Raw genomic sequence first — 22,183 nt, 5'->3', positions numbered from 1 at the left:
CTCCTATGCCTGGGTGCCGCCCAGCTCGCGCAGCAGCGCCCGCGCCCGCTGCTCGGTGCCCGCGGCGACGAACCGGAAGAGCGTCTCGGTGTCCGGCCGCAGCCGCAGCGGCGCGCCGTCCGGGCCCAGCGCCACCCCTCCGGCGGCGGCGAGCAGCGCCAGCCCGCCGGCGACGTCGTGCACGTGGGTGCCGCTGCGGTCGAGGTTCTGCCACGCACCGGCGGCGCCGTCGGCGACCAGGCACACGTCGACCGCGGTGCAGCCGGTGACCCGCACCCGGCGGGCGCTGGCCGGCACGACGACGGCCGACCCCGGCGGCGCGGTGGGCGCGACCACCGTCCCGGTGTCCCGGGGCCGGACCGGCACGCCGTCGCGCCGCGCGCCGTCCCCGACCGCACCGGACCAGCGACGGCCCGACGACAGGTCGGCGACCAGGCCCGCCACCGGGTGGCCGTCCTGCACCAGCGCGGCGGAGAAGGCCCACGGCGCCAGCCCGGCGCGGAAGTTGCCCGTGCCGTCGAGGGGGTCGAGCACCACCCACGGCTGGTCGTCGGGGACCGGCCGGTCGGAGCGCTCCTCGCTGAGCACGGTCACGCCGAGCGGGCGCAGCGCGTGCGCGGCGGCCAGGTGCGCGGCCTCGTCGGCACCCAGCGACGGGCTGCCGTCGGCCTTGGTCGACTCCTGACCGGCGTCCCGGGCGAGCGCGACGGCGACCTCCACCCGGGTCGCCGCCAGTGCGGCCAGGTGCAGGAAGCGGTCGGCGAGCGGGGCGTCGTCCGGCGGGACCGGAACGGGCAACACGTCGTCGCGGAGCCCGTCGCGGACCCGCTCGCACCCCCAGGCGGCGGCCGCGGCGAGCACTGCGGGCTGGTGGATCCACACCCCGGCCCGGCGGACCAGGACCGCCTCGGCGACGCCGTCGTCGGCCCACTCCCGCCGCAGCAACCCGCACCGGCCGTGCTCGTCGACGAGCAGTCGCTGCCCCGGGTCGAGCAGCGCCGGGGCCAGTGCCGCGACCGCCGTCCCCAGCCTGCCGGCCGCGGCACGGACCTCGCCGCCGGTCGTGGCGACCCGCAGATCGAGGTCCCCCGGGTCGGCGCGCCACTGCAGCTGCGGCTCAGCCACTGTTGCGCAGGGCCGTGGCGATGCCGTTGATGGTCAGCTGGATGTTGCGGCGGACCAGCTCGTCGTCGGGGCCCTCCCCGTGGTCGGAGTCGCGCCGCCGGCGCAGCATCTCCACCTGCAGGTGGTGCAGCGGCTCGAGGTAGGGGAACCGGTTGCGGATCGACCGCGCCAGCGAGGGGTTGTCGGCCAGCAGCCGGTCGTCGCCGGTGACCGCCAGCAGCATCCGGCAGCTGCGCCCGTGCTCGGCGGTGAGCTGGTCGAACACCCGGTGCCGCAGCCGTTCGTCGGGCACCAGCTCGGCATAGCGGGCGGCCAGGTCGAGGTCGGTCTTGGCCAGCACCATGCCCATGTTGGACAGCATCGTGCGGAACCACGGCCAGCGCCTGTGCAGCTCCTGCAGCCGGGCGAGCCGGGCCGGGTCCCCGTCGACCCAGCTCTCCAGGGCCGATCCGGTGCCGTACCAGCCGGGCAGCATGATCCGCGCCTGCGACCAGCTGAACACCCACGGGATGGCCCGCAGGTCGGCGATCGAGTCGCCCGCCTTGCGCGACGGCGGCCGGCTGCCGATGTTCAGCTCGGCCAGCTCCCTGATCGGCGTGGCCGCCCGGAACCAGTCGACGAAGCCCGGGGTCTCGTGCACCAGCGCGCGGTAGGCCTGCTGGGCACGAGCGGCGAGGTCGTCGAGCAGCGCGTAGGCGGGCTCGGGGTCGTCCCCGAGCCCCTCGGTGTCGAGCAGGGTGGCCTCCAGCGTGGCCGCGACCATCGCCTCGAGGTTGCGCCGGGCGCGGTCGGGCTCGCCGTACTTGGCGGCGATGACCTCGCCCTGCTCGGTGATCCGCAGCGCGCCGGCCACCGCGCCGGGCGGCTGGGCCCGGATCGCGTCGTAGCTGGGGCCGCCGCCGCGGCCGACCGTGCCACCGCGGCCGTGGAACAGCCGCAGCCGCACACCCTCGCGCCGGGCGACCTCCACCAGCGCCAGCTCGGCCCGGTACAGCGCCCAGTTGGCCGCGAGGTAGCCGCCGTCCTTGTTGCTGTCGGAGTAGCCGAGCATGACCTCCTGCACGTCCCCGCGGTTGCGCACCAGGGCGCGGTAGAGCGGCTGGCCGAGGACGGCGGTCACGGTCCGCGCGGCGCGCTGCAGGTCGCCGATCGTCTCGAACAGCGGTGAGATGCCGACCGGGCAGCGGGGGCCTGGGTGGGCGGAGGACGGATCGTCGGGGTCGAGCAGGCCGACCTCCTTGAGCAGGACGGCGACCTCGAGGACGTCGCTGACCGACTCGCACATGCTGATGACGTAGTTGGGGACCGCCTGCGGGCCGAGCGCGCGGACCTGGTCGGCCGCGGCGCACAGCACGTCCAGCTCCCCGCGGGCCAGGTCGGACAGCGCGGCGTCCGGGCGGACCAGGGGGCGGCGCACCCGCAGCTCACCGACCAGCAGCTCGACCCGCCGCTCCTCGTCGAGGGCGGCGTAGTCCGGGCAGACCCCTGCCCAGGCCAGCAGCTCGGCCAGCACCTGCTCGTGGACGGCGGAGTTCTGCCGCATGTCCAGGCCCGCCAGGTGGAAGCCGAACGCCTCCACGGCCTCGCGCAACCGGGCCAGCCGGTCGTCGGCCAGCGCACCGGCGCCGTGCGTGCGCAGCGAGGCGTCGATCGTGGCGAGGTCGGCCAGCAGCTCGTCGGGGGTGCCGTACGGCTCGAGGACGGCGTGCGGCGGCGGGCCGGGCACCGACCCGAGCACCCGCTGAGCCGTCGCGGCCAGCCGGGCGTGCACGCCGTACAGGGCGCGGCGGTAGGGCTCGTCGGCGCGGAACGGGGAGTCGTCGGCGGAGGCGTCGGCCAGCCGCGCCAGCTCCGGCGTCGGCGTGATCAGCCGGTCGGACATCGACAGCTCGTCGTGCAGCGTGAGCAGCTCGGCGAGGTGGTGGCCCAGCGCCGTCTCGGCCTGCCGGGTGCTGGCCCGGCGGACGGCGTCGGCGGTGACGAAGGGGTTGCCGTCGCGGTCGCCGCCGATCCACGAGCCGGGCAGCAGCACCGGCCGGTCCAGCCCCGCCGACGGCCAGCGCTCGCACAGCGCGCGGCGCAGCTCGGCGTTGATCGCGGGGACCACCTCGAACAGCGACGCCTCGTAGTAGCGCAGCGCCTCGTCGATCTCGTCGACCAGCCGCAGCCGCGACAGCCGGAGCAGCGCCGTCTGCCAGAGCGTGAGCACCGCGCGCTGCAGCTCCGCCGACCACGCCGGGTCGTCGGCCTCGCCCGGCGCGGACCGGTCGCGCCGGCGGATCAGCTCGGTGATCTGCCGCTGGACGCGGGAGATCGTGCGGCGGCGGACCTCGGTCGGGTGCGCGGTGACGACCGGGGAGACCAGGGCCCCCGCCAGCTCGCGGGCGACGACGTCGGCGTCGAGGTGCGCGGCGTCCAGGAGCTCGAACGTGGCCGCCAGGCTGCCCTTCTGCGGCGGCGAGCCCTCGATGCGGTGGATCCGGCGGCGCCGTTCGTGGTGCAGGTCCTCGGCGAGGTTGGCCAGCAGCGAGAAGTGGCTGAACGCGCGGATGACGTGGTTGGCCGAGCGGACGTCGAGGGCGCCGAGCCGGGCGGCGACGGAGGCGCGGTCGACCTCCGAGCGGCGCAGCCGGAAGGCCTCGACGCGGGTGGACTCGACGAGCGCGAGGACGTCGTCCCCCGACTGCTCGCCGATCACCTCCCCCAGGACCCGCCCCAGCAGCCGGATGTCCTCGCGCAGCGGGGCGTCGGTGGCGTCCGCCTCGACCCCCCCGTGGTGGCGCAGGTCGGCGACGTCGACGGTGGCTTCGGACACCCGGTGAGTATCGACCGTCCGTGTGACGTCGGGGTGTCGGCCGACGACGCCGCCACCCGTGCCGTCCCCTGCCGTCTCGCGACCACCCCCCTCCCCCGTTGATCATGGGGTCGTGGCAGCAGGACGCGCCGCTGACGCCGTGTCGGCCGGCGACGACCCCATGCTCAACGCGCGAGGACGGCCGACGAGGGGTCGGCGGCGAGCGGCCGTCCGGCGCGCAGCCGGCGGGCCGCACCGGGACGATGCAGGGGTGCAGCGACTGACCGCCACCCCCGTCCCCGGCCTGTCCCCCGCCCAGCACGGCGAGGGCCCGACCTGGGACGCCGGCCGCGGCGAGCTGCTGTGGGTCGACATCGCCGGCGGGCTGGTGCGCCGGGCCGCGGTCGACGCCGACGGCACCCTCACCGAGACCGGGGTGCACCGCGGTGGGAGCACCGTCGGCGCCGTCGTCCCGGCGGCGGACGGCGGGTGGCTGCTCGCCGCGGACGGCGGCTTCACCCACCTCGCGGCCGACGGCACCGCCCGGGTGCTGCTCGCACTGGCCGGCGAGGGCGGCACCGAGGCCGACGGCGGCACCCGCATGAACGACGCGGCGTGCGACCCGGCCGGCCGGTTCTACGCCGGCACCATGGCCTTCGACCAGCGGCCCGGCGCCGGGACCCTGTACCGGTTGGACCTCGACGGCGCCGTCACCCCCGTGCTCGACGAACTGACGGTCTCCAACGGCATCGACTGGTCACCGGACGGCCGCACCGTCTACCTCGCCGACTCCGGCCCCGGCCTGGTGCACGCCTTCGCGTACGACGTCGGCACGGGCGCGTTCACCGACGGCCGGGTGCTCCTGGAGTTCGATCCCGACGGCGGCGTCGCCGACGGGCTCACCGTCGACGACGAGGGCTGCCTCTGGACGGCGCTGTGGGGCGGCGGGCAGGTGCGCCGCTGGTCGCCCGAGGGCGAACTGCTCGCCGTCGTCGAGGTGCCCGGGGTGGCCCAGACGTCGAGCTGCGCGTTCGCCGGGCCGGACCGGGACCTGCTGGTCATCAGCACCTCGGCGGAGGGGCTGGACGACGCCGCGCGGGCCGCCCAGCCCGACGCCGGCCGGCTGTTCACCGCCCGCCCCGGGGTGACCGGTCCGCCGGCGGGGGTCTACCGCGGCCCGCTGGAGGGGCTGCGCCAGCGGGGCTGAGGCCACCGTCCACTGGGGCGGGAGGGACCCCTGGGGTCCGGCCGCGCGGCGCTCCCGGCGGAGAGCGGAGGCCGACCTAGCATCGGTCGCCGTGTCGAGGACCCGGGCGGACGCCCTGCGCACCGCGGCCCGCGGCACCGGGCAGCTGCTGCTCACGGTCGGCTACGTGCTGCTGCTGTTCGTCGTCTACGAGCTGTGGGTGACCGACCTGCAGAGCAACGCCCGCCAGGACGAGCTGAGCGCCGAGCTGCGCGAGGAGTGGTCGGCGCCGACGGCCGCCGTCCCGGCCGAGCTGCAGGGGGGCGAGGCGTTCGCGATGCTGCACATCCCGCGGTTGGGCGCCGACTACGCCCGGGCGATCGTCGAGGGCACCGGCACCGAGGAGCTCGAGCAGGGGCCGGGCCACTACACCGGCACCGCGATGCCCGGGGAGCTCGGCAACTTCGCCGTCGCCGGGCACCGGGTGGGCCGCGGGTCGCCGTTCCTGGAGATCGACGAGCTGCGCGAGGGCGACCCGGTCGTCGTCGAGACCGCCGACAGCTGGTTCGTCTACCGGGTCCTCGGCCCGGCCGAGCAGGTGCCCGGTCAGCAGGTCGTCTCCCCCTCGGACGTGTCCGTCATCGCGCCGACCCCCAACGGCCCGGCGGACGGCCCGCCGACGGGCGCCTACCTGACCCTGACCACCTGCCACCCCGAGTACTCCGCGCGCCAGCGCCTGGTCGTGCACGCCGTGCTCGACGGGCCGCCGCTGAGCCGCGCCGAGGCGCCGAACGGGCCCCCGGCCCTGCTGGGGGCGTGAGGAGCGACCGTGTACTCCTGGATCTGGCGGCACCTGCCCGGCAGGACGGCGGTGCGGGCGCTGCTCGCCCTCGTGCTCCTGGTGGCGGTCAGCGCGCTGCTGCTGTTCGTCGTCTTCCCGTACGTGGAGCCGTTCGTGCCCTTCGCCGACGTCACCGTCGACGGCTGAGCTAGCCGCCGAGCTCGCGCAGCGCCCGCGCCGCGAGGTCGTCGCCGTCCGCGGCGCCGAGCCGGAAGTGCTCGACCGCACCGTCGAGGTCGCCGCGGTCGGCCAGCAGCACGGCCAGGTTGTGGTGGCAGTAGCCGTCGCCGGCGGCGATGCCCGCGCGGTAGGCCTCCTCGGCCGCCTCCACGTCGGCCAGGTCCTCGACGTAGAAGTTGCCCAGCGGCAGCCACGCCTGGACCTCACCGAGCTTGGCGCCGCGCTCGAGGGTGAAGCGGGCCTCCACCGCACGGCCGGTGACGCGCAGCAGCGCGGCCAGTGCCACTCGCGCCCCCGGGAAGCGGTCGGCCCCGCTGCGCAGGTCGACCTCCAGCGCGGGATCGTGCGAGGCGGCCCACCGCCAGCAGGCCACCACCGCGGCGGCGACGTCGTCCCCCGTGGCGGCGAGCTCGGCCGCCACCGCGATGGCCTGCTCGTGCTCACCCTGCTCGTGCAGCAGGAACGCCAGCTGCAGCCCGCCCTGGGTGTCCCCGGCGGCGCCGGCGCCCCGGTAGGCGCGCATCGCGCCGGCCAGGTCGCCGACCTGCTCGAGCACCAGCCCGAGGTTGAGCCAGGCGTCACGCTCGCCGCCGGCCAGCGCCCGCTCGTAGGCGTCGACGGCCTCCTCGACCCGGCCCCGCGCGGCCAGCGAGTTGCCCAGGTTGAACCAGCCGAGCGCGTCCCCCAGCTCGGCAGCCCGGCGGAAGCAGCGCTCGGCGTCCCTGTCCCGCCCGGCATCGGCCAGGTCGCAGCCCAGCTCGATGGCAGCGTCGGCGTCCCGGCAGGCGCGCAGCCTCCGGAGGCGCCCGTCGAGGTCCTCCCGCATGCGGCGATCATCGCGGGGCCCGCTCAGCCCGTCGTCCCCCGCCCGGGCGGTCTCACCCGTCGGAGGAGGTGCAGGTCACCCGGGTGGAGTCAGCCGCTCCCCGTGGACCTGGAGCGGCGGGATCGGCGATCGCGCCGCTCTCACGCGCGCTCGGCCCGCAGCGCCTCGCGGACCTTCGTCCTGCCGCCGGTGTGCAGCAGTGCCCCGGCGTAGACCCGCCCGCCCAGGCGGACGGCCAGGCCGATGGCCCCCAGCATGAGGACGACGGCCAGCGCCACCTCCCAGCCCGCCGCCTCCCCGGCCGCCTGGCGCACCGGCATGACCAGCGGCGAGAGGCCGGGCACGACGGAGGTGACCGTCGCCAGCGTCCCGGCGGGGTCTCCGGCGGCCCGGAACGCCACCAGGAAACCGACGATCAGCAGCATCGACGCCGGGGTGAGCACGCTGCCGAGGTCCTCCTGCCGGCTGACCAGCGACGCCGCCACGGCGAAGACGCAGGCGTAGAACGCGTAGCCGAGCACGAACCAGGCGACGACCGTGGCCACGGTGCCGATCAGCTCCCCCGGGACGTCGACCAGGTCGAACGTCAGCGCACCGATCACGCCGACGGCACCGATGACGACGATCTGCCCCAGCCCGAGCAGGCCGAGCCCGAGGATCTTGCCGGCCAGCAGCTGCCACGGCCGCATGGTCGCGAGCAGCAGCTCCACCACCCGGCTGGCCTTCTCCTCCACCACGCCCTGCGCGACGAACTGCCCGAACAGGATGAGCAGGCCGTAGAGGACGACGACGCCCATGATCGCCACGACCACCCGCTGGCCGTCGTCCTCTCCCTCGTCGCCGACCGGGGTGACCGCCACCTCGGGCAGGGACTGCAGGTCGACGCCCGCCTCGAGCAGCCGGTCGGAGACGGCCAGCCCGCTGACCGCCCCGCCGACGACCGCCTCCAGCGTGGGGTCCCGGTCGGCGAGCAGGAGCTCGGGGGCCGGCCCGGTGCCGCCGACCAGGGCCGCGTCGACCTCCTCGGCCTCGACGGCGTCGCGCGCCGCGGTCTCGTCGGGGACGTCGACGACCTCCACGTCGACGCCGACCGCCTCGCCCTGCGCCTCGATCGCGGGCCCGATCCGGCCGTCGTCCGCGGCGACGGCGATGCGGCCGGTCTCCGCACCGCTGTTGACGGCCACCTGGAAGGCGATCGAGCCCAGCAGCAGCAGGAGGATGACCACCGAGCTGATGACGAAGTTCTTGTCGCGGATGCGGCTGGAGACCTCCCGCGCCGCGACCAGCCGGACCAGTGCGGCGCTGCCCGGCGTGCGGGGTCCGGACGACGTCACGCGGCGACCTCCTCGGCCGGCTCGGCGACCGCCTCACGGAACAGCTCGACCAGGCTCGGCTCGTGCCGGGCGAAGTGCGCGACCCGCCCGGTGTGCAGCGCCGTGGCCAGCACCGCCTGGTCGTCGGCGCCGGGCGCGAGCTCCAGCAGGATGTCGCCGGCCCGCTCGGACACCACCCGAACGCCGGGCAGCGCGGTGGCCCACCCCGGCGGCGCGTCCGGGACGACGACCCGCAGCAGCCGGCCGGACTCCCGACGGCGCAACTCGGGGACCGGCCCGGCGGCCACCATCGACCCGCGGGCGAGGATGCCCACGGCGTCGCAGAGCCGCTCGACCAGGTCGAGCTGGTGACTGGAGAAGACGACCGGGACGCCGGCGCGCACCTGCTCCAGCAACGCCTCGGCGAGCGCGTCGACGCCCACCGGGTCCAGGCCGGAGAACGGCTCGTCGAGGATGAGCACCTCCGGCCGGCTGACGAGGGCCGCGGCCAGCTGCACCCGCTGCTGGTTGCCCAGCGACAGCTCCTCGACCCGGGAGCGGCGGCGCTCACCGAGGCCCAGCCGGTCGGCCCAGTGCTCGGCGGCGCGGGCGGCGGCCGCGGCGTCCAGGCCGTGCAGCCGGGCGAAGTAGGCCAGCTGCTCGCCGACCCGCATCTTCGGGTAGAGGCCGCGCTCCTCGGGCATGTAGCCGATCCGGCGACGCAGCGCCTGGTCCAGCGGACGGCCCTGCCAGCGCACCTCGCCGGCGTCGGCGCGGACCAGTCCCATCGCGATCCGCATCGTCGTCGTCTTGCCCGCGCCGTTGGAGCCGCAGAAGCCGAACATCGAGCCCGGGGCGACGGCGAACGAGACGCCCTCGAGCACCCGGTTGGCTCCGTAGCTCTTGTGCAGACCGTCGAACTCGAGCACGCGCGTTCCCCCCGTGACCTGGACCCGGGGCCGACGCTATCGGGCGCCGGTCAGGGCACCCGCGTCCCGCTCCGGAGCGTGGTGACGGTCACAGCCGCGGCGTCGCCGTCCACCAGCCACGCCGTCCCGTGTCCGGCGACCCGCGCGCCGTCGCCGTCGAGGTGGACGGCGGTGTCCTCGTCGAGCGCCAGGCCGCGGCCGCCGCCGGCCACGGCGGTGAGCAGCCGCGGCAGGGTGCCCCACTGCGCGCAGTGCACGTCGACGGTCCACGGCACCAGGTCCAGGCCGTCGACGAGGGACACCTCGTCGAGGTCCTCGGCGGCGTCCTCCGGGCAGACGCGGACCCCGCCCACCCGCCACCCGCCGACGACGGCCCGGCCGGCGGCGACCGCCGCACCCGCGGAGAACCCGGCGTAGGGCCGCTCCCCCTCGGCCAGCCACCCGCGCACCTCCTCGGCCGCCGGCGCCAGCGCGTCCGCGTAGGCCGGGGTCAGCCCCCCGCACACCAGCAGCGCGCCGGCGTTCCCGAGGGCGGCCACGTCGAGCCGCCCGCCCAGAGGCACCAGCACCGGGACCGGCTCGCACCGCGCCGTGCGCCGCAGGACGTCGGCCCACCGGGCGAACTGCGCCTCGCCGTCGCCCTCATCGAGCACCACCGTGGCGACGGTGGGAGCGGCTCCCGCGGCCTCGAGGAAGGGCCCGTACACGGCGGCGCGCGCGGACGCGTCCCAGCCCCCGCCGATCAGGTGGACGGTGCGCAACGGGGAGCCTCCTCGAGGTCGCCGGACGGGCCGCGACAGTCTGCCCTGCGGGAGGCGCACTTCTGCGGTCTGATCGGGCCATGAGCCAGGAGAACCTGCCGGCACAGCCGCCGACCGGGGTCGGGCTGGAGGGGCTGCGGACGGCGGCCGCCGGGTGCAAGGCGTGTGAACTGTGGCAGGGCACGACCCAGACCGTGTTCGGCGACGGGCCGGAGACCGCCCGCATCGTCTTCGTGGGCGAGCAGCCCGGCGACCAGGAGGACCGCAAGGGCGAGCCGTTCGTCGGCCCGGCCGGCCGGCTGCTCGACCGGGCGCTCGGCGACGCCGGCATCGAACGCCGGGACGCCTACATCACCAACGCGGTCAAGCACTTCCGGTTCACGCAGAAGGGCAAGCGGCGGATCCACCAGACCCCCGGGCCCGAACACCTGCGGGCCTGCCGGCCGTGGCTGGAGGCGGAGTTCGCCGTCCTGCAGCCGGAGGTGGTCGTCTGCCTGGGCGCGACGGCGGCCAAGGCGCTGATCTCGCCGTCCTTCCGGATCACCAAGGACCGCGGCCAGCTGTTCCCGTGGACCCCGCCGGGCGTGGCCCGCGCCGAGGCCGGCGACGACAGTCCCGCGGACGACGACGAGGACGCGCCGCACCAGACCTGGATGCTGGCCACCACCCACCCCTCGGCGATCCTGCGCACGCCGGACGAGGCCCGGGAGGCCGCCTACGACGCCCTCGTCGCCGACCTGAGGGTGGTCGCGCACGCGCTGGCGTGAGGGAGGAACCCTCCTACCCGTCCCTCGCACGCTCGGGGTGAGGGCCTGGAGGGTGCCGCCGGTCCTCGCCCACTCCCGGGAGCGGGCGGGGCCGGCCGGGTCTCCCCCACGGGCCCCGTGTCCAGGACCGAGCGGGACGCCGGCTTCGTCTCACCCCGGGAGAGGGAAGTCCGGGTGCCGTCGCAGTCCGGCCGGGAGACGGCTCGCGCGACTGCGCGTCGGCTCGACCCACTCCCAGTCGTCGACGGCTCCGGGGCCGGTGCTCCGGAGGGCGAGATGTGCGACGTCCTGGGCCGCCTGCAGCATGCCCTCGGCCACCATGAGCGTGACCGAGCGCAGTTCGGTCCTGCCCTGCCTGAGGAAGTAGGGAGACCTGAGCGACAACCCGGTGGTAACCCCCGTGTGGGCCAGGGCGTTGCGGACCCGGTAGGCGTCGCGCAGGTATGCGTCCAGGTCGGCCCCTTCCAGCAGGACCCATCGGTGCACGCCCGTGGTGTTCCCGGGCTGCGGGACGACACGGGCCCGGGCGCGGAGGTCCACCCCCTTCGTCGCGAAGGCCTCGACGAGTCCGTGGCTGCCCAGCCCCATGGGGTTGTCGCGACCGACCACCAGGCCGTGGTGCTCCGCCGCGTGCTTGACCACCGCCTCCCCGGCCGCGAAGGCCAGGAGGAAGACAGCGGCCGGCAGACCCTGGAACTCGCGCCGCGGTCCGCCGCGGGGGCGGTGGTCCCCGTCGCCACCCCGCTCTCCGTGGACCCACATGACGTCACGCGCCAACCGGAACCCTGTGGACACGTCGCCTCCCGACTCCCGGGGACGGCTGATCACCGCCCCACTGCACGAGGCATCGGCAGCCGGCCCGCGGAACGGGAGTCCACCCGTCGGTGCTGCCGTCGTCCCGCGGGCCGGGTTCCGCGTCTCAGCGGGTGCAGGCGGAGCGGGAGGCGCGGAAGGCCCAGAACGAGGGCACGGCCAGCGCCACGACCACCATCGCGACGACGACCACCACGCCGCCGGAGACCATGGCCGCGGTGACCCCCGCGGCGCTCGCGATCGCGCCGGCCCGCAGGTCACCCAGCCGGGGGCCGCCGGCCACGACGACGAGGAACACGCCCTGCATGCGCCCGCGCATCTGCTCCGGCGCGGCCAGCTGCAGCATCGACGAGCGCAGCACCGCGCTGACCATGTCGCCGGCGCCCGCCACCGCGAGGCACAGCACGGCCAGCCACAGCGTCGGGGCGAACCCGAAGCCGATGATCGCGATGCCCCACACGACGATCGCGACGAGGACGACCGCACCCTGCCGGTCCACCCGCGACACCCAGCCCGACGTCAGCCCCATGAGCAGCGCGCCGATGGAGATGCCGGCGAACAGCCAGCCCAGGCTGTTCGGCGAGTCGGCGTAGCGGCCCTCCGACAGCTCGGGGAAGACCGCCTGCGGCCAGGCGAAGAGCATCGCGGCGACGTCGACGACGAACGTCATCAGCAGCACCGGCTGGGTGCGCAGGAAGGCGAAGCCCTCGGCCACGCCCCGCACGGCGGCGCCCAGCCGCAGCGGCCCGGCCTCCCGCCCCGGGGGCAGCGGCGGCAGCCCGCGCAGCAGCAGGACGGCGACCAGGAAGCCGAGCGCGTCGACGGCGTAGGTGACCGGCAGGCTGCCGACGGCGATGAGCAGCCCGGCCAGCAGCGGGCCGGCGATGACCCCGACCTGGCGCACCGTCATCGCCAGCGCGTTCGCCGCCGGCACGCCCTCGGCGCCGACGAGTGCGGGGATGACGGCGCTGCGGGTGGGTTGGTTGACCGCGGTGAACCCGGAGACGCAGGCGGTGAGCACCCACAGCAGCGCGAGGTTCCCGCCGCCGGGCAGCAGCGCCTGCACAGCCAGCAGCGCGCTGGTCGCCGCCGAGCCGACGCCGGTGACCAGCAGCAGCCGCCGCCGGTCCATCGAGTCGGCGATCGCGCCGCCGAGCAGGCCGAAGACGATCAGCGGCACCAGGGCCACCACCGAGGTGACGCCGACCAGCAGGGAGGAGCCGGTGAGCGTGTAGACCTGGTACGGGACGGCGACCAGCGTCATCTGCTGGCCGAGCATCGTGGCCGCCACGCCCCAGAACAGCCGCCGGTAGTGCGGGTTGCGCAGCGGGGTGGTGTCGATCGCCCAGGCACGGCGCTGCGGCGGCGGGACCGGCACCGGCTCCTCGACCGGACCGCCGCCCTCGACCGGGTCGACCGGGTACGGCGCCTGGCCCGGCGGGTCTGCCGGGCCGCTCACGGCGTCACCCGTGCGCTCGCGCGGAACGCTCCACTCCTCGCTCGCCGGCGCTCGCCGCGATGGCCACGTCCCTGCTCGCTCACGGCGCGAGCCGCTGGACGACCCAGCCGCCGCCCTCCTCGTCGTCGCGGACGAAGCGCAGCCGGTCGTGCAGCCGGTCGGCCCCGCCCTGCCAGAACTCGACGGAGTCGGGCACCACCCGGTAGCCACCCCAGACCTCGGGTCGCGGCAGCTTCTCGCCTGCGGTCTCGGCGTCCAGCCGGCGCAGCCGCTCGACCAGCTCGTCACGGGAGTCGACCGTCGTCGACTGGATCGACGCGGCGGCGGCCAGCTGCGCCCCGCGCGGGCGGGGGTCCCACAGGTCGTCGCTGGCGCGCTCGCCCACCCGCTCGACCCGGCCGGTCACCCGCACCTGCCGCTGCAGCGCGTGCCAGGGGAAGACGAGGGCCGCGCGCGGGTTGACCGCGAGCTGGGCACCCTTGGCCGAGGCGTAGCTGGTGGCGAAGACGAAGCCGGCCTCGTCGTAGCCCTTCATCAGCACGATGCGCGCGTCGGGCGCGCCGTCGGCGTCCGCGGTGGCGACCACCACGGCGTTGGGCTCGGGCAGCTCCGCGGCGACGGCGTCGGCGAACCAGCGGTCGAACTGCTCGACCCAGGTGGGCGCGACGTCGTCCTCGCGGAGGCCCCGGGTCTCGTAGTCCCTGCGCATGCGGGAGAGGTCGGGCACGGGCTCCATGCTGTCACCCGCTGTCCCCGCGAGATCTGCACAGTGGTGGTCATCGGGTACCCGATGACCACCACTGTGCAGATCTCGCGGGAGGCAGCACCGGACGCTCGCCCCGGCTGTCCCGGGCGTGCCGACACGGCCTAGGGTCGCAACCGCAGTCGTGCGCAGCTCCCCGTGCGCGCACGACCCCCGCGGGCAGAGGAGCATGCGAGATGGCCGACGACTTCGTACCCGGCCTGGAGGGCGTGATCGCCTTCGAGACGGAGATCGCCGAACCGGACAAGGACGGCGGCTCGCTCCGGTACCGCGGCGTCGACATCGAGGACCTCGTCGGCAAGGTCACCTTCGGCAACGTCTGGGCGCTGCTGGTCGACGGCAAGTTCGGGCCCGGGCTGCCGCCGGCCGAGCCGTTCCCGATCCCGGTGCACACCGGCGACGTGCGCGTCGACGTCCAGGCCGCGCTGGCGATGCTGACGCCGATCTGGGGCTACAAGCCGCTGCTGGACATCTCGGCCGAGGAGGCGCGCGAGGAGCTCGCCCGGGCCGCGGTCATGGCGCTGTCCTACGTCGCCCAGTCCGCCCGCGGCATCGGCATCCCCGCGGTGCCGCAGAGCCGGATCGACGAGGCCTCCACGATCGTCGAGCGGTTCATGGTCCGCTGGCGCGGCGAGCCCGACCCCCGCCACGTCGCCGCCGTCGACGCGTACTGGACGTCGGCCGCCGAGCACGGCATGAACGCCTCGACCTTCACCGCCCGCGTGATCGCCTCCACCGGCGCCGACGTCGCCGCCGCGCTGTCGGGCGCCATCGGCGCGATGTCCGGCCCGCTGCACGGCGGCGCCCCCTCCCGGGTGCTGCACATGCTGGACGGCGTCGAGCAGACCGGGGACGCGGAGAAGTACGTCAAGGACCTCCTCGACCGGCACGAGCGGCTCATGGGCTTCGGCCACCGGGTCTACCGCGCCGAGGACCCGCGCGCCCGGACGCTGCGCAAGGCCGCCAAGGAGCTCGGCGCCCCGCGCTTCGAGGCCGCGCTGGCCCTGGAGCAGGCCGCCCTCGAGGAGCTGCGCGAGCGGCGTCCCGACCGGCCGATCGAGACCAACGTGGAGTTCTGGGCGGCGATCGTTCTGGACTTCGCCGAGGTGCCCAGCCACATGTTCACCTCGATGTTCACCTGTGCCCGCACCGCCGGCTGGTGCGCGCACATCCTCGAGCAGAAGAACACCGGACGCCTCGTGCGCCCGTCGGCCCGCTACGTCGGTCCCGGCCCGCGCAAGCCCCAGGAGGTCGAGGGTTTCGACACCATCAAGACCAAGGCCGTCAACGAGCCCGCACCGGCCTGAGAACCGGCCTCCCTGCCCCGCCGTTCGCAGGCTCACGGCGGGCCCCTGCAGGGAGGCCACCCGTCCCCCCGGACGGGGCCGCCCTGGTCCTCCGCACCGGCCCGACCCCGACCCTGAGAGGCAGTCCTCCGGATGAGCATCACCATCCCCGCCGACCTCCTGCCCTCCGACGGCCGCTTCGGCTGCGGCCCGTCGAAGGTGCGTCCCGATGCCCTCGAGGCCCTGGCCGGCAGCGGCGCCGCGCTCATGGGCACCTCCCACCGCCAGGCGCCGGTCAAGGGGCTGGTCCGCCAGGTGCGCGAGGGGCTGACCGAGCTGTTCGACCTGCCCGACGGCTACGAGGTCGTCCTCGGCAACGGCGGGACGACGGCCTTCTGGGACGCCGCGATCATCGGGCTGATCCGCGAGCGCAGCGCCCACGGCACCTACGGGGAGTTCTCCAGCAAGTTCGCCTCCGGCGTGGCCGAGGCCCCCTTCCTCGCCGACCCGGTCATCGCCAAGGCCGCGCCGGGCTCGCTGGCCCTGCCCACGGCCACCGACGGCGTCGACGTCTACGCGTGGGCCCACAACGAGACCTCCACCGGCGTCATGGCCCCGGTGCAGCGGCCGCACGGCACCGACGACGCGCTCGTGCTCATCGACGCCACCAGCGCGGCCGGCGGGCTGCCGGTCGACGTCACGCAGACCGACGTCTACTACTTCGCCCCGCAGAAGAACTTCGGTGGGGACGGCGGCCTGTGGGTGGCGCTCATGTCCCGCGACGCCCTCGACCGCATCGCCGAGATCAAGGCGTCGGGCCGCTGGATCCCCGGCTTCCTGGACCTGTCCATCGCCGTCGACAACTCGGCCAAGGACCAGACCTACAACACCCCGGCCGTCGCCACGCTGTTCCTGCTGGCCGACCAGATCCGCTGGCTGCTGTCCCTGGGCGGCCTCTCCGGCGCCGTCGCGCGCACCCAGGACTCCTCGACCCGGCTCTACGGCTGGGCCGAGCAGTCGCCGTTCGCGACGCCCTTCGTGGCCGACCCCGACCAGCGTTCCTGGGTCGTCGGCACCGTCGACTTCGACGAGTCGGTGGACGCTGCCGAGGTGGCGAGGGTGCTGCGCGCCAACGGTGTCGTGGACGTCGAGCCCTACCGCAAGCTGGGCCGCAACCAGCTGCGGGTCGGCATGTTCCCCGCCGTCGAGCCGGACGACGTCAGCGCGCTGACCGCCTGCATCGACTTCATCGTCGGGAAGCTGTGAACCCCGGAGTGCGCCGAGCGCGGTGTCCGCGCTCGGCGCACTCCGCGTGTCGACGGCGACACGCCGACCCGGCACCGACCGGTTCCGGTACGGGCGCTGGGCGGGGACCGAGTTGCTGGCAGCATCGGCGGGGTGAGACGCGTCACCACCGCCCTCGCCGTCCTCGCGCTGGTGCTCGCCGGCACCGGCACCGCCCAGGCCACCGCTGCCGTCGACCCGGCGCCACCCGGCCCCGTCGCGCTGGACGACCCGCGGTTCACCGCCAACGTGATGGCGCCGCTGAAGGTCACCGACTGGGCCGCCTTCGAGGCCGACCTCGCGACCGTGGCCGCCTACGGCGTGGACGCGGTGAGCGTCGACGTGTGGTGGGGCGACGTCGAGGGCGCCGCGGACAACCGCTTCGACTGGGTCTACTACGACCGGGTCTTCGCAGCCATCACGGCCGCGGGCCTGGACCTGGCGCCGATCCTGTCCTTCCACCAGGCCGGCGGGAACGTCGGCGACGACTACACCAGCCTGCTGCCGTCGTGGCTGTGGGAGAAGTACGCCGGCGTGACCCACCGCGGCGTCCGGCTCGGCCCGACCGGGCTCCAGCACCAGAGCGAGCAGGGCAACCACAGCCGCGAGAGCGTGCAGGGCTGGGCCGACCGCGTCGTGATGGACGAGTACCGCGACTTCACCCGGGCGTTCGAGCAGCAGTACGGCGAGCGCTACGCCGACGAGGTCGTGGAGGTCAACGTCTCGCTCGGCCCGTCCGGCGAGCTGCGCTACCCGTCCTACAACCAGCACGACCGGGGCACCGGCTACCCGACCCGCGGTGCGCTGCAGGCGTACTCGCCGCTCGCCGTCCGCGACCTCCAGGAGCGGACGATCGGCCGGTACGGCTCGCTGGAGGCGGTCAACCGGGCCTGGGGCACCCAGCTCGCGTCGATCGACGAGATCCGCCCACCCGTGGACGCCGAGGCGTTCTTCACCAGCCTGGCCTACCGGGACACGCAGTACGGCCGCGACTTCGTCGACTGGTACAACGGCTCGCTCGTCGACCACGGCGAGCGGGTGCTGCGGACGGTCATCGTGACCCTGGGCGGGGACTTCCCGGAGGCCGACATCGGCTACAAGGTGCCGGGCATCCACTGGTCGATGACCAACCCGGCCCACCCGCGCGCCGCCGAGGTCACCACCGGGCTGGTCCAGACCAGCGTCGACCTGGACTCGTGGGCCACCGGGCACGGCTACCAGCGGGTCGTCGAGCTGGCGAACCGCTTCGACGGCGGCCGGCGTGACGTGGTGCTGCACTTCACCGCGCTGGAGATGGACGACCAGCCCGACCGCGACGCGTACTCGCTGGCCCAGACCCTGGTCGGCTGGATCGGCGACTTCGCGCACCGCGCCGGCGTCGAGCTGAAGGGCGAGAACGCGCTGGCCGGCGGCGTCCACTCCGACGAGGGGTGGGACAACATCGAGCAGGCCTTCGCCACGTGGGGCTACCTGGGCCTGACCGTGCTCCGGATGAGCGACGTCGCCTCGGGCACCGGGCAGCGCCGGTACGCCGAGTTCATCGAGGAGTACAGCCCCGACGTCTGAGAAAGGCCCCCCGCCACTCGCCGGCCCCGTCCAGAGGCTCGCCGCGAGCATCGGCGGCCCCCGTGCAGGGTCCCGCCGCGAGCCTGCGAGTGGCGGGGGGCACGGGGGTCCTTCTCGAGGAGGACGGGGTCCTCTTTCTGCAGGGGGCTGGCGCGCCACGCCGGGCGAGCCTGCCGACGCACTCCCGCGTGCGCGGATAGCCTCGCAACCGGACTCCCCCATCCCGGGGCCGGTCCACCCGCCGTCCCGACCCCGAGCACCACCCAGGAGGCCGCCCATGCGTCAGCTGCGGCTGGTGGCGCTCTCCGACGACGGCAAGAGCCTCGTGCTCGCCCTCGACGGCGCCGAGCCCGGCGAGGAGGGCGAGCGGTTCGAGCTGCCGATCGACGAGCGGGTCCGCGCCGCCGCCCGCGGGGACGCCCGCCGGCTCGGCCAGATCGACGTGGAGATCGGTGCGACGCTGCCGCCGCGGGTCATCCAGGCCCGCATCCGCGCCGGGGAGACCCCGGAGCAGGTGGCGCAGGCCTCCGGCATCCGGGTCGAGCGCATCATGCGTTTCGCCCACCCGGTGCTGCAGGAGCGCGAGCGGGTGGCCGAGCAGGCTCGCGAGGCTCGCGTGGGACTGTCCGATGGCACGCCGTCGGTGCCACTGCAGCAGTTCATGTCCGAGCGGCTGCGGCTGCTCGGCGCCGACCTCGACGCCGTCCGCTGGGACGCCCACCGCGCCGGCGACGGCGTCTGGCAGGTCACCGCCGCCTGGCAGGCCGGCGCCAAGTCCGGGGTCACCCGGTGGGCCTACGACATCCCGGCCCGCACCGTCACGCCGGTCGACGCCGCCACCACCGACTTCGCCGAGGGCACCCGCCTGGTGCGTGTCGTCCCGCACGTGCCGACCGAGCGGCCCGCTCCCATACGGAGCCGGCCGGTCGTCGTCGTCCCCGACGACGACGGCGTCGCCGCCCCCGCCTCCTCCCGGCTCGCTCCCGACGACGACCCGGCCGCGGACGACGACGTGCAGCCGGTGCTGCCGGCCGAGGGCCCCCGCCCCGACGTCCGCCGCACCGACGCTCCCGCCGACGAGGACGACATCAGCGAGCACGACACCGTCGTCCTGGGCCGCCCCGGCGGGGAGGACGACGAGGACCCGCGCGCCCGGATCCCGGCGTGGGAGGACATCGTCTTCGGGGTGCGCCGGCACCGCTGACCTGCGGCTCCAGGGGGCACGGGGACACGCGAACCCCGTGGGGTGGCGGGCGCCGGACCGGTGGCGCCGGACGCTCCGCGCCAGGGGTCCACGCGGAACTGACGAGTACCCTCGGGTGGCATGTCAGCCTCGGTGTCCATGCCCCTCGGCGGCGTGCAGGTCGCCTCGTTCGACACCTACGCGCAGGCCCAGGCCGCCGTCGACTACCTCGCCGACCAGAAGTTCGCCGTCGAGAACGTCACGATCATCGGGTCGGACCTGCGCCAGGTCGAGCGGGTCACCGGCCGGCTCACCTGGGGCCGGGTACTCGCCGCAGGCGCGGCCGGTGGCGCCTGGTGGGGCCTGTTCGTCGGCCTGCTCCTCGGCATCTTCGCCGTCGAGCCCGGCGCCTGGATCAGCTCGATCCTGCTGGGTCTGGTCATCGGGCTGGTGTTCGGAGCCCTCTTCGGCGCGATCGGCTACACCGCGACCCGGGGACAGCGCGACTTCACCAGCACCAGCGCCGTGGTCGCCGGGCGCTACGACGTCATGTGCAACCCCGCCCGCGCCGAGGAGGCCCGAGCACACCTGGCCCGCTTCTCGCTGCGCGGCTGAGAAGGGACCCCGTCCTCCTCGTGGAGGACGCCCGTGCCCCCCGCCACCCGCAGGCTCGCGGCGGGACCCTGCACGGGGGCCGTTCCAGGACGTCGCCAGGGCCGCTTCAGCGGAGCGTGGCGAAGGCGATCGCGGCGGCCGCCGCGACGCCCAGGGAGTCGACGCCGGCCCGCATGGGGATGCGCGCTCGCACCCGCGCGGCCCCCTGCGCCTCCGGGGTCAGCCCCGGCCCCTCCGCCCCGAGCAGCACCGCCGTGCGCGGGTGCGCCCGCGGGTCCACCTCGGTCAGGTCGACCGCATCGTCGGCCGGGGTGAGCGCCACGGTCAGGTAACCCGCCTCGTGCAGCCGGTCCAGCCCGCCGGGCCAGTCGGTCAGGACGGCGAAGGGCAGCGCCAGCACGTGGCCCATCGACACCCGCACCGACCGGCGGTAGAGCGGGTCGGCGCAGCGGGGGTCCAGCAGCAAGCCGTCGACGCCGAGGGCCACCGCGGAGCGGGCGATCGACCCCAGGTTCTCCGCGTCGTTGAGCGCCTCCAGCACGGCCAGCCGCCGGGGCGCGGCCGGGTCCGGCCCGGCCAGCAGCGCGTCGAGGTCGGCCGGGGGACGGCGGTCGGCCGAGGCCAGCACCCCACGGGTCAGCCGGAACCCGATGACCTCCGAGAGCACCCACTTGTCCGCCTCGTAGGCCGCCACCCCCTCGGGCAGGTCGAGCGCCGCAACCCGCCCCGGCACACCCAGCACGGCGCGGAGCCGGTAGGGCGAGGCCAGCAGCCGCTGCACCGCCGGGACGCCCTCCACGATCACCGGGCCGGTGCCGCGCTCGGTGCCCGGCCGGCGGTCCCCGGCCTTGAGGTTCCGGAAGTCGGCCACCCGCTCGTCGCCGGGGTCGGTGATCAGCACGGGAGCAGCGGGCACGGCGCCGATCATGCCCGCGGCCGGACGGGCCACCACTCCCCCGGGTACCGGACCAGCCCGGAACAGCCGGACGCCGCCGCGACGCGAGCCGTCTGCTGCGAGAAATTGCCCGCACCACCGGGCACCCATAGCCTTCCAGCAGGATCCGTGACGCCCGCGACGGCGACAGGAACGGCGATGACGACCTCCCGACACGAGACGCCCGCCCTCGACCGTCGATCGCTGCGCAAACTCATGGCCGCAGGGCTCATCGGGAGCTCGATCGAGTGGTACGACTTCTTCATCTACGCCACCGCGGCGGCGTTGGTGTTCGGTGAGCTGTTCTTCCCGGGCGCCTCTCCGCTCGTCGGCACGTTGCTGGCGTTCAGTACGTTCTGGGCCGGCTTCATCGCCCGTCCCATCGGTGGTCTGATCTTCGGCCACTTCGGGGACAAGGTCGGCCGCAAGCCGGCCCTCGTCACGTGCTTGATCCTGATGGGGTCGGCGACCTTCCTCATCGGCCTGCTGCCGACGGCCGACTCGATCGGCGTGCTCGCTCCGATCGCACTCGTCGTGCTGCGCTTCCTGCAGGGCATCGCGGTCGGTGGCCAGTGGGGCGGGGTCATCCTCCTGCTCACCGAGAACGCCGGGCGGGACCACCAGGGCCGCGCGGGCACGTTCGGGCAGATGGGCGTCCCCATCGGTGTCATCCTCGGCAACGTCGCCTTCCTGACGGTGAGCGCCACCGTGAGCCCCGAGGCCTTCCTCTCCTGGGGCTGGCGCATCCCGTTCCTGGCCAGCGCCGTGCTGCTGCCCGTGGTCATGTTCATCCAGCTGCGGGTCGAGGACACTCCGGTCTTCCGTCAGCTCCAGGAGCGCCACGACCACTCCCCCGAGGCCCACGTCGCGCAGGCGCCGATCATGGAGGTCGTGCGCAAGCACCCCCGACCGGTGCTGCTCGGCGCGGGGCTGCTGTTCGGCACCAACGCGATCTTCTACATCAGCATCGCCGGGGTCCTGGACTACGCCACCCGCGAGCTCGGCGTCGCCCGCGACGACCTGCTGTCCATCACGCTCCTCGCCTCGGGGATCTCCGTGTTCATCATCTACTCCAGCGGGGTGGTGTCGGACCGGATCGGCCGCCGGCCGCCCATCCTGCTGGGCGCGGCGGTCATCGCCCTGTGGGCGTTCCCGTTCTTCTGGCTCATCGACACCGCGTCGTTGCCGCTGATCTTCCTGGCGCTCGTCGGGGGGCTGATCGGGTCGTCCCTCACCTACGGCCCCCTGGCCGCCTACCTGGCCGAGCTGTTCGAGCCGCGGATCCGCTACTCGGGGGCCTCGTTGGCCTATCAGCTGGCGGCCATCCTGGTGAGCGGAGCCACACCGTTCCTGATGACCGCGCTGCTGGCGGCCACGGGCACGTCGGCGTCGGTGTCGGCCTACATCTTCCTCATGGGCGCGATCACGTTCGTCTCGGCACTCGTCCTGCGCGAGACCCGCACCAAGGACGAGATCCGCGGCGGGCGGGGCCGCGGCACCGGGAGGACGGAGCCGACGACCGGGACGGCCCCGAGCGACCTCCGGCGCAGCACGTGAC

Annotated in this window: 20 protein-coding genes; 10 read left to right on the top strand and 10 right to left on the bottom strand. The window is 75.1% G+C overall.

What is annotated here, in order from left to right; genetic code table 11:
- Positions 1-3: 3 nt before the first annotated feature.
- Together ACU610_RS23550 and ppc are read right to left on the bottom strand one after the other, a co-directional pair.
- On the bottom strand, positions 4-1,125 hold the full coding sequence (locus tag ACU610_RS23550) for an inositol monophosphatase family protein (protein ID WP_446770114.1): 1,122 nt from the start codon (positions 1,123-1,125) through the stop codon (positions 4-6).
- Positions 1,118-3,940 carry a phosphoenolpyruvate carboxylase gene (ppc, locus tag ACU610_RS23545; RefSeq protein WP_446770113.1) on the bottom strand — a complete coding sequence of 941 codons (2,823 nt, stop codon included), beginning with the start codon at positions 3,938-3,940 and terminating at the stop codon, positions 1,118-1,120. Before ppc ends, ACU610_RS23550 begins: the two co-directional genes overlap by 8 nt.
- Before the next feature lie 250 nt (positions 3,941-4,190).
- On the opposite strand from ppc, the gene ACU610_RS23540 reads away from it, so the two are divergent.
- From ACU610_RS23540 to ACU610_RS23530, 3 genes are all read left to right on the top strand, one after another.
- The gene (locus ACU610_RS23540) at positions 4,191-5,126 is read left to right on the top strand and encodes an SMP-30/gluconolactonase/LRE family protein (protein ID WP_446770112.1); all 936 of its coding nucleotides are present in this window, start codon (positions 4,191-4,193) and stop codon (positions 5,124-5,126) included.
- 91 nt (positions 5,127-5,217) lie between these two features.
- A complete protein-coding gene (locus tag ACU610_RS23535) occupies positions 5,218-5,925 on the top strand; it encodes a class E sortase (protein ID WP_446770111.1) in 708 nt (235 codons plus the stop codon).
- 9 nt (positions 5,926-5,934) lie between these two features.
- Positions 5,935-6,093, top strand: coding sequence for a hypothetical protein (locus ACU610_RS23530; RefSeq protein WP_446770110.1), 159 nt, complete (start codon positions 5,935-5,937; stop codon positions 6,091-6,093).
- Position 6,094: 1 nt separating this feature from the next.
- Here ACU610_RS23530 and ACU610_RS23525 read toward each other — a convergent pair whose 3' ends face one another.
- From ACU610_RS23525 to ACU610_RS23510, 4 genes are all read right to left on the bottom strand, one after another.
- Positions 6,095-6,952: a tetratricopeptide repeat protein gene (locus ACU610_RS23525; RefSeq protein ID WP_446770109.1), complete on the bottom strand. Its 858-nt coding sequence runs from the start codon at positions 6,950-6,952 to the stop codon at positions 6,095-6,097.
- 140 nt (positions 6,953-7,092) lie between these two features.
- Positions 7,093-8,286: an ABC transporter permease gene (locus ACU610_RS23520; RefSeq protein ID WP_446770108.1), complete on the bottom strand. Its 1,194-nt coding sequence runs from the start codon at positions 8,284-8,286 to the stop codon at positions 7,093-7,095.
- Positions 8,283-9,194, bottom strand: a complete 912-nt coding sequence (locus tag ACU610_RS23515; protein ID WP_446770107.1) for an ABC transporter ATP-binding protein — start codon at positions 9,192-9,194, stop codon at positions 8,283-8,285. The genes ACU610_RS23520 and ACU610_RS23515 overlap by 4 nt, the downstream gene beginning before the upstream one ends.
- A gap of 50 nt (positions 9,195-9,244) precedes the next feature.
- Complete coding sequence (locus tag ACU610_RS23510; protein WP_446770106.1) at positions 9,245-9,955, bottom strand: hypothetical protein; 711 nt, start codon at positions 9,953-9,955, stop codon at positions 9,245-9,247.
- 80 nt (positions 9,956-10,035) lie between these two features.
- Here ACU610_RS23510 and ACU610_RS23505 point away from each other — a divergent pair, with 80 nt between their 5' ends.
- Positions 10,036-10,722, top strand: coding sequence for a UdgX family uracil-DNA binding protein (locus tag ACU610_RS23505; RefSeq protein WP_446770105.1), 687 nt, complete (start codon positions 10,036-10,038; stop codon positions 10,720-10,722).
- Positions 10,723-10,872: 150 nt separating this feature from the next.
- Here the strand turns inward: ACU610_RS23505 and ACU610_RS23500 are convergent, their stop codons facing one another.
- The 3 genes from ACU610_RS23500 to pdxH all read right to left on the bottom strand — a co-directional run bounded on the left by ACU610_RS23500 (position 10,873) and on the right by pdxH (position 13,730).
- Positions 10,873-11,517, bottom strand: coding sequence for a hypothetical protein (locus tag ACU610_RS23500; RefSeq protein ID WP_446770104.1), 645 nt, complete (start codon positions 11,515-11,517; stop codon positions 10,873-10,875).
- 124 nt (positions 11,518-11,641) lie between these two features.
- Positions 11,642-12,994 (bottom strand): MFS transporter, encoded by a 1,353-nt coding sequence (locus ACU610_RS23495; protein WP_446770103.1) that lies wholly within the window; start codon positions 12,992-12,994, stop codon positions 11,642-11,644.
- Between the two features lie 79 nt (positions 12,995-13,073).
- Positions 13,074-13,730, bottom strand: coding sequence for a pyridoxamine 5'-phosphate oxidase (gene pdxH, locus ACU610_RS23490; protein ID WP_446770102.1), 657 nt, complete (start codon positions 13,728-13,730; stop codon positions 13,074-13,076).
- A gap of 203 nt (positions 13,731-13,933) precedes the next feature.
- Here pdxH and ACU610_RS23485 point away from each other — a divergent pair, with 203 nt between their 5' ends.
- The 5 genes from ACU610_RS23485 to ACU610_RS23465 all read left to right on the top strand — a co-directional run bounded on the left by ACU610_RS23485 (position 13,934) and on the right by ACU610_RS23465 (position 19,691).
- Positions 13,934-15,064, top strand: coding sequence for a citrate synthase 2 (locus ACU610_RS23485; protein WP_446770101.1), 1,131 nt, complete (start codon positions 13,934-13,936; stop codon positions 15,062-15,064).
- A 132-nt stretch (positions 15,065-15,196) separates the two neighbouring features.
- Positions 15,197-16,309, top strand: a complete 1,113-nt coding sequence (gene serC, locus ACU610_RS23480; RefSeq protein ID WP_446770100.1) for a phosphoserine transaminase — start codon at positions 15,197-15,199, stop codon at positions 16,307-16,309.
- 132 nt (positions 16,310-16,441) lie between these two features.
- Positions 16,442-17,893 carry a family 14 glycosylhydrolase gene (locus tag ACU610_RS23475; protein ID WP_446770099.1) on the top strand — a complete coding sequence of 484 codons (1,452 nt, stop codon included), beginning with the start codon at positions 16,442-16,444 and terminating at the stop codon, positions 17,891-17,893.
- A gap of 277 nt (positions 17,894-18,170) precedes the next feature.
- On the top strand, positions 18,171-19,097 hold the full coding sequence (gene sepH / locus ACU610_RS23470; RefSeq protein ID WP_446770098.1) for a septation protein SepH: 927 nt from the start codon (positions 18,171-18,173) through the stop codon (positions 19,095-19,097).
- Positions 19,098-19,217: 120 nt separating this feature from the next.
- Positions 19,218-19,691 (top strand): general stress protein, encoded by a 474-nt coding sequence (locus ACU610_RS23465; protein WP_446770097.1) that lies wholly within the window; start codon positions 19,218-19,220, stop codon positions 19,689-19,691.
- 106 nt (positions 19,692-19,797) lie between these two features.
- Here the strand turns inward: ACU610_RS23465 and ACU610_RS23460 are convergent, their stop codons facing one another.
- Positions 19,798-20,607, bottom strand: coding sequence for a TrmH family RNA methyltransferase (locus tag ACU610_RS23460; RefSeq protein WP_446770096.1), 810 nt, complete (start codon positions 20,605-20,607; stop codon positions 19,798-19,800).
- 177 nt (positions 20,608-20,784) lie between these two features.
- Between ACU610_RS23460 and ACU610_RS23455 the strand changes: the two genes are divergently transcribed.
- Entirely contained in the window at positions 20,785-22,182 is a 1,398-nt protein-coding gene (locus ACU610_RS23455) for an MFS transporter (RefSeq protein WP_446770095.1), read from the top strand.
- Position 22,183 lies beyond the last annotated feature (1 nt).

The organism is Geodermatophilus sp. URMC 61 (assembly GCF_052931555.1).
This window is presented reverse-complemented; position numbering and strand designations above follow the sequence as displayed.

Excerpts from the sequence above, each read along its gene's own strand:
- sepH (WP_446770098.1), top strand. The coding sequence starts at position 18,171 with ATGCGTCAGCTGCGGCTGGTGGCGCTCTCCGACGACGGCAAGAGCCTC.
- pdxH (WP_446770102.1), bottom strand. The coding sequence starts at position 13,730 with ATGGAGCCCGTGCCCGACCTCTCCCGCATGCGCAGGGACTACGAGACC.
- ACU610_RS23465 (WP_446770097.1), top strand. The coding sequence starts at position 19,218 with ATGTCAGCCTCGGTGTCCATGCCCCTCGGCGGCGTGCAGGTCGCCTCG.
- ACU610_RS23505 (WP_446770105.1), top strand. The coding sequence starts at position 10,036 with ATGAGCCAGGAGAACCTGCCGGCACAGCCGCCGACCGGGGTCGGGCTG.
- serC (WP_446770100.1), top strand. The coding sequence starts at position 15,197 with ATGAGCATCACCATCCCCGCCGACCTCCTGCCCTCCGACGGCCGCTTC.
- ACU610_RS23455 (WP_446770095.1), top strand. The coding sequence starts at position 20,785 with ATGACGACCTCCCGACACGAGACGCCCGCCCTCGACCGTCGATCGCTG.
- ACU610_RS23485 (WP_446770101.1), top strand. The coding sequence starts at position 13,934 with ATGGCCGACGACTTCGTACCCGGCCTGGAGGGCGTGATCGCCTTCGAG.
- ACU610_RS23525 (WP_446770109.1), bottom strand. The coding sequence starts at position 6,952 with ATGCGGGAGGACCTCGACGGGCGCCTCCGGAGGCTGCGCGCCTGCCGG.